We start from the raw sequence: 15,615 nt of genomic DNA, 5'->3' as shown, positions 1-15,615 counted from the left end.
GCCGACTGCGTCCGCCTCTATCGGCCGCCGCACTGCGTCAGCATCATCCGCTTGTCCGCGACCGTCACCGGAAGGTCGTACTTCAACGACACCTGGGCGAAGCGCACCACGTAGGAGCAGCGGATCTGCTTGTTCGGGGGCAGCCAGGTCGCGGGACCCGAGTCGCTCTTTGCTCCGTTGGTGGGGCCGTCCACGGGAATCAGGTTGAGAGGGTCGTTGGCGATGTCCTCCCGCTTGCCCTTGGTCCAGCGGGACGCACCCATCTGCCAGTCGTACGAGAGCGGCATGACGTGGTCTATCTGCACCGTCGTGGCGTGGGATTTGATCCACTCGATGGTCTTACCGGTGTACGGATCGTGCAGCGTCATGGAGGTGACGACGCAGTCGGATCCGGCCCGGAAGCGGACACGCTCGCCATCGCGTTTCAAGAGGTCGTTTCGCGAGTCACAGCCGTTGTGAGCGAAGGGGATGCCGCCCGGAGCCGAGTCCATCCAGGCATAGCCGAACTTGTCCCTCTCATACCCCGTCTTCGGTCCGCGTCCCTTCGTCGCCACTTTTTCGATCAACGACCGCGCCTTCGCCATGTCCGCGGTGGACGTGATCGCCGCCAGTCCCGGCTTCGTACCGTCCGGATTGTCCAGCGGATTCACGGCCCGGCCGTTGTCGGCGGTCGAGACGGCGGAACCGGAGGGTCCGCCGTCCGCAGGCGGAGCAACGCCCTTGCAGCCGGCGAGCAGGATTCCGGTGGCCACCACTGCGGACGCCAGCGCAGCACGCCGGCCCCCGACCCCGTGCCTCATGTGCCTCTCAGTACGCACAGCGCACCACCCCTCGAATGAGCTGCGAAAGCCCCGCGATCACGCCGCGCAGCACAGAGATGACGCGGGTGTCGCAGGAGTTGACGTCGGTGTCCGCCCAGGCGGTGCCGAACCGGGCTCGTGCATAGCCGGTCTTCGGGGCGCGGCCCTTGACGGTCAGTGAGTCGACGGCGGTCAGGACCGCGCCGTCGCCGCCGCTCCGCTCGGGCCCGGAGGTCCCCTTGGTCCGGTCCGTGGTGCAGCCGGCCACCGCGGCCAGCACGACCGCGGCGGTGACCGCCCCACCCCTCAGACGCGCCACGGTGCGTCCCCCCTCACTCACCCGGGTCCGCCCGTCGGACTCGGGCGGAATCGTTCCGTCCTTTACGGTAACTGCCGCGAGGCCCACTCCAGACGGGGACGAAAGCGATATTCTCGGGCGGCCGCTGCTCGGGTTGAGGCATGCCGGTGCCGTACGAGGGGAGCACGGCCGGCACGCGCGTGAGCCCGCTCACAACGGGGCGCCGGGGCGCGTGGCTCCCGCGACCCGGGATGTCCCGCCTCTCCGTTCCTACGACCCCAGGACCGAGGCGAGGAACTCCCCGACCCAGCCCAGCAGTTCACGGCCGACCAGCGGCTTGCCGCCGACCTTCGCGGTCTTCGGGCGCGGGACCAGCACCTGGTGGACGGCCGGCTTGATGACCGTACCGGGGTAGAGGCGCTTGACCCGCAGTTCCTGGGACTCGCGCAACTCCACCGGTGCGAAGCGAATGTTGGTGCCCTGGAGGACGATCTCGCCGACGCCGCACGCGCGCGCGAGCATGCGCAGGCCGGCCACCAGCAGGAGGTTCTCGACCGGTTCGGGCAGCTTGCCGTAGCGGTCGGTGAGTTCCTCGCGGACGGCCTTGATGTCCTCTTCGGAGTTGGCGGAGGCGATGGCGCGGTAGGCCTGGAGGCGCAGGCGCTCGCCGGGCGCGTAGTCGTGCGGCACGTGGGCGTCGACGGGCAGCTCGATCTTGACCTCGAGCGGCGCCTCCTCCTCGATCTCGCCGGTCTCCAGCTGGCGCCGGTAGTCGGCGACGGCCTCGCCGACCATGCGGACGTACAGGTCGAAGCCGACGCCCGCGATGTGGCCGGACTGCTCGCCGCCGAGGAGGTTTCCGGCGCCGCGGATCTCCAGGTCCTTCATGGCGACGTACATGCCCGCGCCCATCTCGGTGTGCTGGGCGATGGTGGCCAGGCGCTCGTGCGCGGTCTCCGTCAGCGGCTTCTCCGGCGGGTACAGGAAGTAGGCGTAACCGCGCTCGCGGCCGCGGCCGACGCGGCCGCGCAGCTGGTGCAGCTGGGACAGGCCGAAGGTGTCGCCGCGCTCCACGATGAGGGTGTTGGCGTTGGAGATGTCGATGCCGGACTCGACGATCGTGGTCGAGACGAGGACGTCGAACCTCTTCTCCCAGAAGTCGACGACGACCTGCTCCAGCGCCGACTCCGACATCTGGCCGTGGGCGGTGGCGATGCGCGCCTCGGGGACGATCTCGCGGAGCCTCGCCGCCGCGCGGTCGATGGACTCGACGCGGTTGTGGATGTAGAAGACCTGGCCCTCGCGCAGCAGTTCACGGCGGATGGCCGCGCCGATCTGCCGCTCCTCGTACGGCCCGACGAAGGTGAGCACCGGGTGGCGCTCCTCCGGGGGCGTGGTGATCGTGGACATCTCGCGGATGCCGGTGACCGCCATCTCCAGGGTGCGCGGGATCGGGGTGGCGGACATGGTCAGCACGTCGACGTTGGCGCGGAGCTTCTTCAGCTGCTCCTTGTGCTCGACGCCGAAGCGCTGCTCCTCGTCGACGATGACCAGGCCCAGGTCCTTGAACTTCGTCTCGGAGGAGAACAGGCGGTGGGTGCCGATCACGACGTCCACCGCGCCCTCCCTCAGCCCCTCCAGGACTGCCTTGGCCTCGGTGTCGGTCTGGAACCGGGACAGCGCCTTCACACTGACCGGGAACTGCGCGTACCGCTCGGAGAACGTCCCGAAGTGCTGCTGCACCAGCAGGGTCGTCGGCACCAGGACCGCGACCTGCTTGCCGTCCTGTACGGCCTTGAAGGCGGCCCGCACCGCGATCTCGGTCTTGCCGTAACCGACGTCGCCGCAGATCAGGCGGTCCATGGGGACGGACTTCTCCATGTCCTCCTTGACCTCGGCGATGGTGGTGAGCTGGTCGGGGGTCTCGGCGTAGGGGAAGGCGTCCTCCAGCTCGCGCTGCCAGGGCGTGTCGGCCCCGAAGGTGTGGCCGGGGGCGGCCATGCGGGCGCTGTAGAGCTTGATCAGGTCGGCGGCGATCTCCTTGACGGCCTTCTTCGCGCGGGCCTTGGTCTTCGTCCAGTCGGCGCCGCCGAGGCGGTGCAGGGTGGGGGCCTCGCCGCCGACGTACTTGGTGATCTGCTCCAGCTGGTCGGTCGGGATGTAGAGGCGGTCGCCGGGCTGGCCGCGCTTGGCGGGCGCGTACTCCACGACCAGGTACTCGCGGGTGGCGCCCTGCACGGTGCGCTGCACCATCTCGATGTAGCGGCCGACGCCGTGCTGTTCGTGGACGATGTAGTCGCCCGACTCCAGGGTGAGCGGGTCGATGGTCTTGCGGCGCCGGGCGGGCATGCGGGCGCCCTCGCGGCCGGTGGCGCGCTGGCCGGACAGGTCGGTCTCGGTGAGCACGGCGAGCTTGAGGGCCGGGTCCACGAAGCCGTACTCGATGGAGCCGCAGGCAACGTGCACCACCGACGGGCTCAGTTCGCCGAGGTCGGCGTCGAGACGGGCGGCGATGCCCTCGCCGCCGAGCACCTCCGCGGTGCGGGCGGCCGGGCCGTGGCCCTCGGTGACGAAGACCGCGCGCCAGCCGTCGGCGAGCCAGCCCTTGGTGTCGGCGAGGGCCCGCGCGGTGTCGCCGCGGTAGGTCTCGGGCGCGTGCATGCCGAGCTTGAGGGTGTCCGCGTCGAGTTCGAGATCGGCCGCGAAGGGCGACACCGACCACCACATCATGTCCAGCTCGCGCGCGCGGTCGCGGACGTCGGCGATGGACCACAGGGAGGCGGCGCCGACGTCGATCGGGGCCTCACCGCCGCCGGCGGTGGCCGCCCAGGAGGCCTGCAGGAACTCCTGGGAGGTGGCCACGAGGTCGGCGGCGCGGGTGCGGACCCGCTCCGGGTCGCAGACGACGGCCATGGCGCCCTTGGGCAGGACGTCGAGGAGCAGTTCCATGTCGTCGACGAGGACGGGGGCGAGGGACTCCATGCCCTCGACCGCGATGCCCTCGGCGATCTTGTTCAGGAGTTCGCCGAGCTCCGGGTGCTCCTCGGCGAGAGCACGCGCGCGTGCCCGGACGTCGTCGGTGAGCAGCAGCTCGCGGCACGGGGGTGCCCACAGGCCGTGCTCGGCGACTTCGAGGGAGCGCTGGTCGGCGACCTTGAAGTAGCGGATCTCCTCGACGTCGTCGCCCCAGAACTCGATGCGCAGCGGGTGTTCCTCGGTGGGCGGGAACACGTCCAGGATGCCGCCGCGCACGGCGAACTCGCCGCGCTTCTCGACGAGCTCCACGCGCGCGTAGGCGGCGGCCGCGAGGGCTTCCACGACGTCGTTCAGGTCGGCGGTCTGGCCGGTCCTCAAGGACACCGGCTCCAGGTCGCCGAGGCCCTTGACCTGCGGCTGCAGCACGGACCGTACGGGGGCGACGACGACGGAGACAGGGCCGGTCTCGGGGTCGTCGGCGCTGGGGTGGGCGAGGCGGCGCAGGACGGCGAGGCGGCGGCCGACGGTGTCGCTGCGCGGGCTGAGCCGCTCGTGCGGGAGGGTCTCCCAGGAGGGGTACTCCACGACGCCCTCGGCGGGCAGCAGGGAGCGCAGGGCGGCCGCCAGGTCCTCGGCCTCGCGGCCCGTCGCCGTGACCGCGAGCACCGGGCGGCCCGCCTCGCGGGCGAGGGCGGCGACCGTGAAGGGGCGGGCCGCCGGGGGGCCGACGAGGTCGATGTGCATGCGGTTGCCGTCCGCGGCCGCGGTGATCGCTTCCGCGAGGGCGGGGTCCTTGACGACGGCGTCGAGCAGACCGTGCAGGCTCATGGGGGCAGTTTCCGTCCGGAGGTGGGCAACGCAAGCAGCCCGGTGCGGGTGGCAGCCGGGGGTGTCCAGCCTACGACGCTGTCGGCGTTGCCGTCGGTGCCTGTGGACAACCAGGGGGCTCCGCCCCCTGGACCCCCGATTTCCCACGCCCACCCGAAACTGTCGGCTGAATGGTGAACCTCGAAAAGCAGAAACCCGGTGCCGGGAAGTCCCTCAAGACTCCCCGGCACCGGGTCTTTCCCCCGCAACCCCCGTATGCGGTGGTCGTGCCCCCCTGTCGGCCCAGCCTGCGCGGCTAGTCCGTCGCGATGGCGTTCAGTACGTTCATCCGGCCCGCCCGGAACGCCGGGATCAGCGCGGCGAACAGGCCCACGAAGGCCGAGCCGATGAAGACGGCGGTGATCGTCGGCCAGGGGATCTGAAGGATCTTCAGGCCCTGCAGGGCGAGGAGCTTCTGGGCGGTCGCGCCCCAGCCCATGCCCAGGCCGAGCCCGAGGAGGGCGCCGAAGACGGCGATCACCACGGACTCCAGGCGGATCATGCGGCGCAGCTGGCGGCGGGAGAGGCCGATGGCCCGCATGAGGCCGATCTCCCGGGTCCGCTCGACCACCGACAGGGCCAGGGTGTTCACCACACCGAGGACCGCGACGATGATCGCGAGGGCCAGCAGGCCGTAGATCATGTTGAGCAGCTGGCCGATCTGGTCCTTCAGGGCCTTCTTGTAGTCGGTCTGGTCGCGCACGGTGAGCTGCGGGTAGTCGTCGTGCAGGGCCGACTTCAGGGCCTTGTAGGCGGCGGCCTGCCGGCCGTCCTTCGCGCTGGCGAAGACCAGCTGGTCGAGCGGCATCTTCCCGGCGGGGACGTACCTGGCGAGCGTGGCGGTCGACGTGTACTTGGCGCCCTGGTCGATCACGTCGTCGCTGCTGGTGATCGCCCGGACCGTCAGGCGGGCGGTGGCGCCCTCCTTGAAGGCGACGGTGATCTTCGAGCCGAGGTGGATGCCGTGGGCCTTGGCGAACTTCTCGTCGACGGACATCGAGTCGGACAGGTAGGCGTCCTTCAGGTTCCCGGCGACGGTCTTCTTGCGCAGGTCGGTCGCGTAGGTCGGGTCGGCCGCGGTGATGTCCGTGTCCTTGAGCGTCCGGCCGTCGGGCGTGGTGAAGTCGGCCAGGGTCGGCCGGTACTCGGTGACCCGCGCGAGCCCCGGGGTGTCCTTGATGAGCCGGACCGCCTGCGGTACGACACGCTGGCCGTTGTCGGCCTGGATGATGAAGTCGGTGCCGACGGTCTTGTCGAGCTGGTCGGTGGCCGAGGCCACCATGGAGGAGCCCACCACCGACAGGCAGGCCACCAGGGCCAGGCCGATCATCAGGGCCGCGCCGGTGGCGCCGGTGCGGCGCGGGTTGCGCAGCGCGTTGCGCTCGGCCATCCGGCCCACGGGGCCGAAGATCCGCAGCATGACCGCGCCGAGCACGCGGACCAGTCCGGCGGCCAGCAGCGGGCCGATGACGACGAAGCCGATCAGCGTGGCCACCACGCCCAGGCCCAGCCAGCCCGAGCCGGCCTTGGCCTTGTCGGCGGTCGCGGCGACGTACAGGCTGAAGCCGCCGCCGGCGGTGAGGACCAGGCCGATCACGGCCCGGACGGCGCCGGCCTTGGCGTCGGCGGGGGCACCGGCGTCGCGCAGGGCGGCCATCGGGGAGACCTTGCCGGCGCGCCGGGCGGGCAGATAGGCGGCCAGGACGGTGACCACGACGCCGAGCAGCAGGCCGAGGGCGGGGGTCGTCCAGGCGATGGTCAGGTCGTCGGTGGACAGGTGCATGCCCATCTTGCCCATGAGTTTCATCAGGCCGACGGCGATGCCGACGCCCGCGCCGACGCCGAGCACCGAGCCGATCACGCCGAGCAGCAGCGCCTCGATCAGCACGGACCGGTTGATCTGCCTGCGGGAGGAGCCGATGGCGCGCATCAGGCCGATCTCACGGGTGCGCTGGGCGACCAGCATGGAGAAGGTGTTGATGATCAGGAAGATGCCGACGAGGAAGGCGATCCCGGCGAAGCCGAGCATCGCGTACTTCATGACGTTCAGGAAGCTCTCGACGCTCTTCTGGTTGGCGTCGGCGACCTCCTTGGCGGTCTGCACCTTGTAGCCGTGGCCGAGGGCGGCCGTGACGTTCTTCTTCAGCTGGTCGTTCGGCACGCCCTGGGCGGCGGTGACGTTGACGTCGGTGTACACACCGGTCCGTCCGACCAGCGTCTGCTGGGCGGTCTTCAGGTCCAGGTAGAAGATCGCCGCGCCGGGGTTGGTGACCGTGAAGGCGGCGATGCCCGACACGCGCGCGTGGTGCGTGCCCACGACCGAGATGACGCCGATGTCGTCACCGAGCTTCAGGTGGTGCTTGGTGGCGGTGTCCTCGTCGACCATGACCTGGTCCGGGCCCTGGGGCGCCGTACCGGAGGTGATCTTCATGGTGCGGGCGTCGTTGCCGTTCCAGCTGCCGACGATGGTCGGCGCGCCGCTGGTCGGCGACAGCTTGTCCTTCTTGGCGTCGATGACGGTCACCGAGGTGGAGAACACCGTGCCCTCGGCCTTCGCCACGCCCTGGGCCCCCCGGACCCGGCCGACGACGGAGGCCGGCATGACCGGCGGCTTGCCGGTGCGGGAGGTGGTCTCACCGGTGTCGGAGGAGCCCTGCGCGCTGACGGTCACGTCCGGGGCCGTGGCCTGGAACAGCTTGTCGAAGGTGGTGTTCATGGTGTCGGTGAACACCAGGGTGCCGCTGACGAAGGCCACCGACAGCAGGACCGCGATCGCGGAGAGCGCCATGCGGCCCTTGTGCGCGAGGAAGTTGCGCAGCGAGGTCTTCAGGACGGTCATGACGTACGCCCCCGGGCGTCGAAGTCCTTCATGCGGTCGAGGACCTGATCGGCCGTCGGCTGGTACATCTCGTCGACGATCCGGCCGTCGGCGAGGTAGAGCACGCGGTCGGCGTAGGAGGCGGCGACGGGGTCGTGGGTGACCATCACGATGGTCTGGCCGAGTTCGTCCACCGAGCGGCGCAGGAAGCCGAGGACCTCGGCGCCGGCGCGGGAGTCGAGGTTTCCGGTCGGCTCGTCCCCGAAGATGATCTCCGGGCGGGCGGCGAGGGCGCGGGCCACGGCGACGCGCTGCTGCTGGCCGCCGGAGAGCTGGGTCGGCCGGTGCTTGAGCCGTCCGGCGAGCCCGACGGTCTCCACCACGCGGTCCAGCCAGGCCTTGTCCGGCTTGCGGCCCGCGATGTCCATGGGGAGGGTGATGTTCTCGATGGCGTTCAGGGTCGGCAGCAGGTTGAACGCCTGGAAGATGAAGCCGATCCGGTCCCGGCGCAGCTGGGTGAGCTTCTTGTCCTTCAGGCCGGTGATCTCGGTCTCGTCCAGGTAGATCTTGCCGCTGGTGACGGTGTCGAGGCCGGCGAGGCAGTGCATGAGCGTGGACTTGCCGGACCCCGAGGGGCCCATGATGGCGGTGAACTGGCCCCGCGCGATGTCCACGTCGACGTGATCGAGGGCGACGACACGGGTCTCGCCGGACCCGTACGCCTTCACGACCTGCCGCGCCCGCGCGGCAACGGCCGTAGTCCCTCCAGTGCCCCCGTGCCTGGGAATGGTCACAGCCGATGTCACGGTATGTCTCCTATGTCGGTCGGCAAATCGGTGCGTGGTGCCCCGGCGTGCCAGGGCGTGGTCTTGGGTACGTCGATGAGTCTCGCGGTCGGCGGGGCCCTCGCGCGCTGGTGCGAAGCCCCCTCTTTGCCGGGGGAAAACCCCACCCCGCCGGTGCGGCCTGCCGCCCCCCAGCGGCGTAAAGCCAGGTTAAGGACCGGGCCCCGCCCCGCTCGTCCTCCGGGGGGACGAACCCTCCCCGGGCCGTAGTACGGAGGTACCCCTAGGGGTGCTCCACCCCCGGGCGGAGACCTTCTCGGGGTCGTCTCCACCCTTCGGTGCGCCGAGCCTCCACCCTCCCGTCGTGTGAGGGTCAATGGGAAGCTGTCGTACCGGAGATAGCTGCAAGGGGCACGGGAGGGGATTTCCGGTGGGGAGTACGAAACCCGCGATACGCGGCGCCGCCGCCGACGAGCAGGGCGTCCGGCGCCGGGGCGCGGTCGTCGCCGCGCTGATGCTGGCGATGGCGCTGGCCGCGCTCGACGCCACCATCGTCTCCACGGCCGTACCGCAGATCGTCGGCGACCTCGGCGGGTTCTCCGTCTTCTCCTGGCTCTTCTCCGGCTACCTGCTCGCCGTGACCGTCACGCTGCCCGTCTACGGCAAGCTGTCCGACACCTTCGGCCGCAAGCCGGTGCTGGTGACGGGCGCGGCCGTGTTCCTGCTGGGCTCGCTGCTGTGCGCGGGCGCCTGGAACATGGCGGCGCTGATCGCCTTCCGGGTCGTGCAGGGGCTGGGCGGCGGGGCGTTGCAGGGCACCGTGCAGACGCTCGCCGCCGATCTGTACCCGCTGGCGGAGCGGCCGAAGATCCAGTCAAAGCTGTCCACCGTGTGGGCGGTGTCGGCGGTGGCGGGGCCGGGCCTCGGCGGGATGCTCGCCGCGTACGCCGACTGGCGCTGGATCTTCCTGATCAACCTGCCGATCGGCGCGGCCGCGCTGTGGCTGATCGTCCGTCATCTGCACGAGCCGGAGCGGGAGAAGCCGGAGAACGCGGCCCATGCGCGCGTGGACTGGGCCGGGGCGCTCGCGGTGTTCGCGTGCGGCGGGGTGCTGCTGACCGCGCTGGTGCAGGGCGGGGTCGCCTGGCCGTGGCTGTCGGCGCCGTCCCTGGCGCTGTTCGGCACGGGACTTGCGCTGGTGGCCGTCGTGGTCGTGGTGGAGCGGCGGGCGGCGCAGCCGATCATCCCCGGGTGGGTGTGGCGGCGCCGGACGATCGCGGCCGTCAATCTGGCGCTCGGCGCGCTGGGGCTGCTGATGGTGGCGCCGAGCGTGTTCCTGCCGACGTACGCGCAGTCGGTGCTCGGACTCGCGCCCGTGGCCGCCGGTTTCGTGCTGTCGGTGTGGACGCTCAGCTGGCCGGTGTCGGCGGCGCTCAGCCAGCACGTGTACCGCCGCATCGGCTTCCGGGACACCGCGCTGCTCGGCATCGGCCTGGCCGCGCTGATCCTGTGCGCGTTCCCCCTCCTGCCCTACCCCGGCTCGTGGTGGCAGCCGACGCTGCTGATGCTCCTGCTCGGCGCGGCGCTCGGGCTGTTCCAGCTACCGCTGATCGTCGGGGTGCAGTCGACGGTGGGCTGGTCGGAGCGGGGCACCACGACCGCGTCCGTGCTGTTCTGCCGGCAGACCGGGCAGACCGTGGGCGCCTCGCTGTTCGGCGCCGTCGCCAACGGGGTGCTCGCCGCGCGGCTGGGGGGGGCGGGCGACCTGGACTCCGTCACGCGCGCGTTGGACGCCGGTACGGCCCCGGAGGCGACCCGGCACGCGATCGCCGACGCGGTGCACGCGGTGTACCTCGGCGCGGCGGCCGCGGCGGCGCTGGCCTTCCTGGTGCTGCTGCTGGTGGCGCCGCGGCGGTTCCCGGTGCGCGAGGAGTGAGCGGTCCCGCGGGACCGGCCGCACCCGGTTAACGCGGGTAACAGCCCAGGCGGAACAGGAACTCGGTGCAGTAAGCGCATACCGACCGGCCAGTTCGGTGAAAACGCAGCGCGATCCAAGGCTCACGAGTAGCGTGCGTGGCTCCACACCCCCCACCTCCCTGCGGTCCGCCGCCACGGACCCGAGCCGCGCAAGGAGCCCCGGGATGTCCTACGACCCGCCGCACCCGTCGTACCGCCCACCCCAACCGCAATACCGCCCACCAGAGCCGCAGTACGACCCACCCCAACCGCAATACCGCCCACCGGAGCCGCAGTACGACCCGCCGCCACCGCAGTACCGCCCACCGGGGGCGCCGTACGGCGCGCCTCGGCCGCCGTACGGCCCGCCCCGTCCGTCGCCCGACCTCACCTACCCCTGGCAGCCCGCTCCCGCGCAGCCGCCCCGCCCGGACCGCCGGCCGCCCCGCGAACCCCTCGGCCACCACAGCGACCTGCGGGTGCTGCGCAGCGCCTACCGCTGGCAGCGGCGTACGGCCACGCTCACCGCGCTGGGCTACTTCACGCTGTTCCTCGTGCTGTCCGCGTCCGCGCCCGGCGTGATGACGCGCACGGTCGCCGACGGCATCCCCGCCGGTCTGCTGCTCGCCCTGATCCAACTCCCGGTCACCTGGCTGGCGATCGCCCTGTACGAGCACACCGCGCGCCGGCACGTCGACCCGCTCGCGGACCGCATCCGCAAGGAGGCCGAACTGGACGCCCGCCGAGGAGCACTGCGATGACCGGCGCCGCCGGCACCCCGGCCGTGGGGGGCTTCGCCGGTTTCAGCGGCTCGGCCCAGTCCATGTCCCTGGTCGCCTTCTCCACCGTCGCCACGGTGACCCTGCTGCTGTGCGTGATGACCGGCCCCGACCGCGACGACCTCGACGAGTTCTACACCGGCTACGGCTCCCTGTCCCCGCTGCGCAACGGCCTCGCCATCGCCGGGGACTACATCTCCGCGGCCACCGTCCTCGGCACCGGCGGAGTGATCGCCCTGTGCGGCTACGACGGGGTCGTGCTCGCCCTGAGCACCGCGCTGTCGCTGATGCTGCTGATGTTCCTGCTGGCCGAACCGCTGCGCAACGCCGGCCGGTTCACCATGGGCGACGCGCTCGCCCGCCGGCTGCCGGGACGCCGGGTGCGCATCACGGCCTGCGCGGTGACCATCGCCGCGTTGCTGCCGCTGATGCTGGTCCAACTCGCCGGAACCGGACAGCTGATGGCGTTCATCCTCGGCTTCACCGACGAGTCCCTGAAGACCGCGTGCGTCGTCGGGCTGGGCGCCCTGATGATCGCTTACGCGGCGATCGGCGGCATGAAGGGCACCGCCCTCATCCAGATCCTGAAGATCGTGATGCTGGTCGGATCGGGCGCGGTGGTCGCCGTGCTGATCCTGCGCCGCTTCGACTGGGACCCGGGCGCGCTGTTCACCGCGGCCTCCCGGCAGAGCGGCGCCGGGCCCGCCTTCCTGCACTCCGGGCTGGAGTTCGGCACGTCGGGCAGGTCCCGCCTCGACATGATCGCCTCGGAGCTGACCGTGGTGCTCGGCGGCGGCGTCCTGCCGCACGTCACCATGCGCATGTACACCGCCTCCAGCGCCCGCCAGGTGCGCCGCTCGATGTCCTGGGCGGTGTCGATCGTGGCGCTGTTCGTGCTGGTCATCACGGTGGTCGGGTTCGGCGCGACGGCGCTGGTCGGCCGTGCGGTGATCGCCGGGGCCGATCCGCAGGGCAACACCGCGTACCTGCTGAGCTCGCGGGCGGCGTTCGGCGCGGACGTGTCCACGGCGGAGACCTTCCTGTTCACCATGGTGACGACGGCGATCTTCCTGACCCTGCTCGCCTCGGTCGCCGGGATGATCCTCGCCTGCGCCAACTCCCTGGCCCACGACGTGTTCGCGGCCCGCGTGCAGGAGATGCCGGCCCCTCGCGAGATGGCGCTCGCCCGCGTCTCGGCGCTCGCCATAGGCGTGCCGACGATCCTGCTCTCCACCCTGGTGCAGCACCACAGCCTGCAGCCGCTGGTGACGCTCTCCTTCTGCCTGGGCGCCTCGGCCATAGCGCCCGCCCTGGTGTACGGGCTGTTCTGGCGCCGCTACACCCGCACCGGGCTGCTGGCAACGCTGATCGGGGGCACCCTGACCGTGCTGCTGCTCATGCCGGGCACCAACCTGGTCTCCGGCTCCCCCGTCTCGGCCTTCCCGCACGCCGACTTCAACTGGTTCCCGTTCACCACGACCGGCATCGTCTCCATCCCGGCCGGCTTCCTCTTCGGCTGGCTCGGCACGATCGCCTCCGGCCGCACCGAGGCGGAGCAGCAGCGGCACCAGTACGAGGCGGTGGAGGGGCGGATCCTGGCGGGGGCGGTGCGGAAGGGGAGTTGAGCGCGGGCGGGAGCCGGTGGCCCGGGGGTCAGTCCAGGACCGCTCCGCCGGTCAGCGAGATCAGGCTGCTGCGCATGTCGTCCATGTGCGTCTGCACGTCGTCCCAGGTCTCGCCGTGCTCGCGCAGCACCTCTTCGGTCTCCCGGGCGATGCGTTCCTCCCGCACGCGCGCGTCGGCGATGATCTCGGCGGCACGCGCGCGTGCCTCTTCCTGGCTGCGGCGCGCGTACTCCTCGGCCTCCGCCAGGGCCCGCTCGGCGTCGGACAGCGCGGCCTCGGCCCGGCTCACCTGCTCGGCGTGCCGGGCGTCCAGTGCGGCGATCCGCTCCGCCTCCTCGCGCTCGGCCCCGGCCCACCGCTCGGCGTGCCGCCGGGCCTGCTGGTCGAGCATGCCGGTGGTGCGCTGCCGTGCCTCGCGCAGCGCGGTGAGCGCCTCCGAGCGCTCCTGCCTCACCTCGCGCCGGACGCCGACACGGATGCCGTCGGCCTCGGCGCGCGCGGCGTCCAGTACCCGGCGGGCGTGGTCGTCGGCCTCCGCGCAGAGCGCGTCCGCCGCTTCCCGCGCCCCCCGGCGTACGCTCTCGGCGCGTGCTTCGGCCTGTGCGACGCACTCGTGCGCGGCACGCCGGGTGCGCTCGCGGAGGTCCGCGGCCTCCTCCAGCACGACCTGGTACAGCCGCCGTGCGCCCTCCCCGAGCGACTCGTAGGTCTGCGGTGCGAGCTGGGCGACGACCTCGCGCATCCGCGGGGCCTCCGCCTCCATCTCCTTGGCGAGCACGGTCAGCCGCGCGGCCCGTTCCCACGCGGCGTCGCGGTCGTACGACAACCGCTCCAGGAAGGCGTCGACCTGAGCGGGGCGGTAGCCGCGCCCCCGGCCGGTCACGAAGCCGTGCGGCGACATCGATGCGCTGCTCACCCTGGAACCCCTCTCCACCGGACATGCACGACACGACGATTTCGCGCACATCTTGATGGATCGGGCATAAGTGTACATAACGCGACACTCCGTGCTCAGGTCACGCCCCGAACCGCGCAGTCAGTGATCGGTGCGGCGGACAGGGCCGGCTACCCCACGTCCTCCTCCATGGTGATGATCATGCTGCGAACGGGCGCGAGCTCCGCCGGACGCGCCGCGTCCGCCGCCGTCGCGCGCCCCTCCGGCGGGTCGAACGCCGCGCGCAGCTCCTCCGGCGGGTCCCCCTCCGGCGTCACGACCAGGCAGTACGGCGCACCCCCGCGCACCGGCGCCGGGTTCCTGCCGACCGTTCGGAGGCCCGAACCGGGCAGCCGCCGGCCGAACGGGAAGTGCGCCTCGCGGTCGTGACGGGCCGACGCCTCCGGGTCGGCAGGGGTCCCGTACAGGGCGAGGAAACGGGCCGTCATCGCACCGCCCTCCCCCTGCCGCGCGAGAACCGCGGCGGCCCACCCGTTCGGCCGACCGACACTCCAGCCCGCACGGCAGGAGGCGGTGTGCGCGGTTCCCGGTCCGGTAGCCGTACACGACCAGCTCGCCGCCGTACGGCTCGGCCCACCGGCGCATCATGCCCGCCACGCGCGCGTGCAGGGCATGATGCGCTCACCTCCGGCCGGCGCCGCCTACAGCAGGCCGTCCCACATCTGCTCCAGCAGCACCGACCACCAGCTCTCCGGCGAACCGAGCGCCGCCGGGTCCAGCGCGGCCAGCTGCGCCTGGAAGTCCACCGTCCAGCGGCCCGCCTGCTCCTGGTTCAGCCCGTACCGCAGGCGCCACATCCGGCCCAGCAGCGCCAGGCAGCGCGCGAACTCCGGCAGCCCGGTGTTCACGAACTGCGGCGGCACGGCGGCCCCGCCCGGCCCCGCCTCCACCGGCACCGCCACGATGTTCGCCGTGCCGTACTGCACACAGAGCGCCTTGCCGAAGTCGGTGCCCATGACGAGGTACGAGCCCGCGTCCGAGGCCGGCTGCACCCCGCGCTCGGCCGCCAGTTCCGCCAGCGTCGGCACGGGCCGGCCCGGCTGGGCCTGCGCCCAGAAGAACGGGCCCATGTCCACCGGCAGTCCGGCCACGACCAGCGTGTGCGCCACGATCGGCGGCACACCCTGCCGCGACACCGCCTGCTGCTCGAACCGGAAGATCCCCGGCCCGAACGCCGCCGCCAGCTCCTGTGCGATGCCCTCCGGCGGGACGGGCGGCGCGGCCTGCACCGGCGGCAACGGCGCCCGCACCGGCGCGGGCCGCGCCGGCCCGTCCGCCACCTGGTGCAACTCGCCCTGGTGCGCCAGCAGTTGCTGCATGCCCTGCTGCCGGCTCGCGTGATCCGTGCCGTACGGCGCGATGCTCGTGATCCGCGCCTGCGGCCACTGCTCCCGGATCATCCGCGCGCAGTAGGCACCCGGCAGCGCACACGACTCCAGCTCCGTGTGCAGCTCCAGCACCTGGTCCGGCGGCACGTTCATCGCCCGCAGCTCGTGGAAGATCTGCCACTCCGGATGCGGCGTACCCGGCGCCGAACGCCGGATCAGCTGCTGCTCCGAGCCGTCCTGAGCGCGATAGCGCAGCACGGCCTGATAGCCCGGACCCACCGTCGGCTGCCCCTGCTGCGGATACCCGTACGCCGGCGGCTGCCCGGGCGCGCCCGGCGGCACCGGTTGCGGGGCCCCCGGAGCTCCCGGCGGCATGCCAGGGGCGCCCGGCGCACCGAGCGCGCCCGGAGCGGGCGGCGGCGGGGGCG

10 protein-coding genes and 1 pseudogene are annotated in these 15,615 nt (G+C 72.0%); 3 read left to right on the top strand and 8 right to left on the bottom strand.

Annotation, left to right across the window (positions count from 1 at the left end; all coding sequences use genetic code 11):
* Positions 1-17: 17 nt before the first annotated feature.
* From ABB07_RS22620 to ABB07_RS22600, 5 genes and pseudogenes are all read right to left on the bottom strand, one after another.
* Positions 18-800, bottom strand: coding sequence for an HNH endonuclease family protein (locus ABB07_RS22620; protein ID WP_208900417.1), 783 nt, complete (start codon positions 798-800; stop codon positions 18-20).
* Between the two features lie 82 nt (positions 801-882).
* A pseudogene (locus tag ABB07_RS22615) lies at positions 883-1,119 on the bottom strand (hypothetical protein); the annotation flags it as partial.
* 249 nt (positions 1,120-1,368) lie between these two features.
* Complete coding sequence (gene mfd / locus ABB07_RS22610; protein WP_208900416.1) at positions 1,369-4,902, bottom strand: transcription-repair coupling factor; 3,534 nt, start codon at positions 4,900-4,902, stop codon at positions 1,369-1,371.
* A gap of 295 nt (positions 4,903-5,197) precedes the next feature.
* Positions 5,198-7,780 carry an ABC transporter permease gene (locus ABB07_RS22605; protein ID WP_208900415.1) on the bottom strand — a complete coding sequence of 861 codons (2,583 nt, stop codon included), beginning with the start codon at positions 7,778-7,780 and terminating at the stop codon, positions 5,198-5,200.
* Positions 7,777-8,565, bottom strand: a complete 789-nt coding sequence (locus ABB07_RS22600) for an ABC transporter ATP-binding protein (RefSeq protein WP_055708163.1) — start codon at positions 8,563-8,565, stop codon at positions 7,777-7,779. The genes ABB07_RS22605 and ABB07_RS22600 overlap by 4 nt, the downstream gene beginning before the upstream one ends.
* A gap of 409 nt (positions 8,566-8,974) precedes the next feature.
* On the opposite strand from ABB07_RS22600, the gene ABB07_RS22595 reads away from it, so the two are divergent.
* From ABB07_RS22595 to ABB07_RS22585, 3 genes are all read left to right on the top strand, one after another.
* Entirely contained in the window at positions 8,975-10,480 is a 1,506-nt protein-coding gene (locus ABB07_RS22595) for an MFS transporter (RefSeq protein WP_208900414.1), read from the top strand.
* Positions 10,481-10,685: 205 nt separating this feature from the next.
* Positions 10,686-11,261 (top strand): DUF485 domain-containing protein, encoded by a 576-nt coding sequence (locus ABB07_RS22590; protein WP_208900413.1) that lies wholly within the window; start codon positions 10,686-10,688, stop codon positions 11,259-11,261.
* Complete coding sequence (locus ABB07_RS22585) at positions 11,258-12,904, top strand: sodium/solute symporter (RefSeq protein WP_208900412.1); 1,647 nt, start codon at positions 11,258-11,260, stop codon at positions 12,902-12,904. The genes ABB07_RS22590 and ABB07_RS22585 overlap by 4 nt, the downstream gene beginning before the upstream one ends.
* A 28-nt stretch (positions 12,905-12,932) precedes the next feature.
* Here the strand turns inward: ABB07_RS22585 and ABB07_RS22580 are convergent, their stop codons facing one another.
* The 3 genes from ABB07_RS22580 to ABB07_RS22570 form a co-directional block, all read right to left on the bottom strand.
* Positions 12,933-13,820 carry a DivIVA domain-containing protein gene (locus tag ABB07_RS22580; RefSeq protein ID WP_244189470.1) on the bottom strand — a complete coding sequence of 296 codons (888 nt, stop codon included), beginning with the start codon at positions 13,818-13,820 and terminating at the stop codon, positions 12,933-12,935.
* Between the two features lie 149 nt (positions 13,821-13,969).
* Positions 13,970-14,287, bottom strand: a complete 318-nt coding sequence (locus ABB07_RS22575) for an EthD family reductase (protein ID WP_208900411.1) — start codon at positions 14,285-14,287, stop codon at positions 13,970-13,972.
* Between the two features lie 213 nt (positions 14,288-14,500).
* On the bottom strand, positions 14,501-15,615 hold a 1,115-nt coding region (locus ABB07_RS22570), incomplete at its 5' end, for an SUKH-4 family immunity protein (protein ID WP_244189469.1).

This window comes from Streptomyces incarnatus, assembly GCF_001027185.1.
GTDB lineage: Bacteria > Actinomycetota > Actinomycetes > Streptomycetales > Streptomycetaceae > Streptomyces > Streptomyces puniciscabiei.
Note: the sequence above shows the minus strand (reverse complement) of the source record. Positions and strands in the feature narration are given on the sequence as shown.

What these genes read in the sequence shown, in the direction of transcription:
- ABB07_RS22605 (WP_208900415.1), bottom strand. Translation starts at nt 7,780, where the DNA reads ATGACCGTCCTGAAGACCTCGCTGCGCAACTTCCTCGCGCACAAGGGC.
- ABB07_RS22590 (WP_208900413.1), top strand. Translation starts at nt 10,686, where the DNA reads ATGTCCTACGACCCGCCGCACCCGTCGTACCGCCCACCCCAACCGCAA.
- ABB07_RS22620 (WP_208900417.1), bottom strand. Translation starts at nt 800, where the DNA reads ATGAGGCACGGGGTCGGGGGCCGGCGTGCTGCGCTGGCGTCCGCAGTG.
- mfd (WP_208900416.1), bottom strand. Translation starts at nt 4,902, where the DNA reads ATGAGCCTGCACGGTCTGCTCGACGCCGTCGTCAAGGACCCCGCCCTC.
- ABB07_RS22585 (WP_208900412.1), top strand. Translation starts at nt 11,258, where the DNA reads ATGACCGGCGCCGCCGGCACCCCGGCCGTGGGGGGCTTCGCCGGTTTC.
- ABB07_RS22575 (WP_208900411.1), bottom strand. Translation starts at nt 14,287, where the DNA reads ATGACGGCCCGTTTCCTCGCCCTGTACGGGACCCCTGCCGACCCGGAG.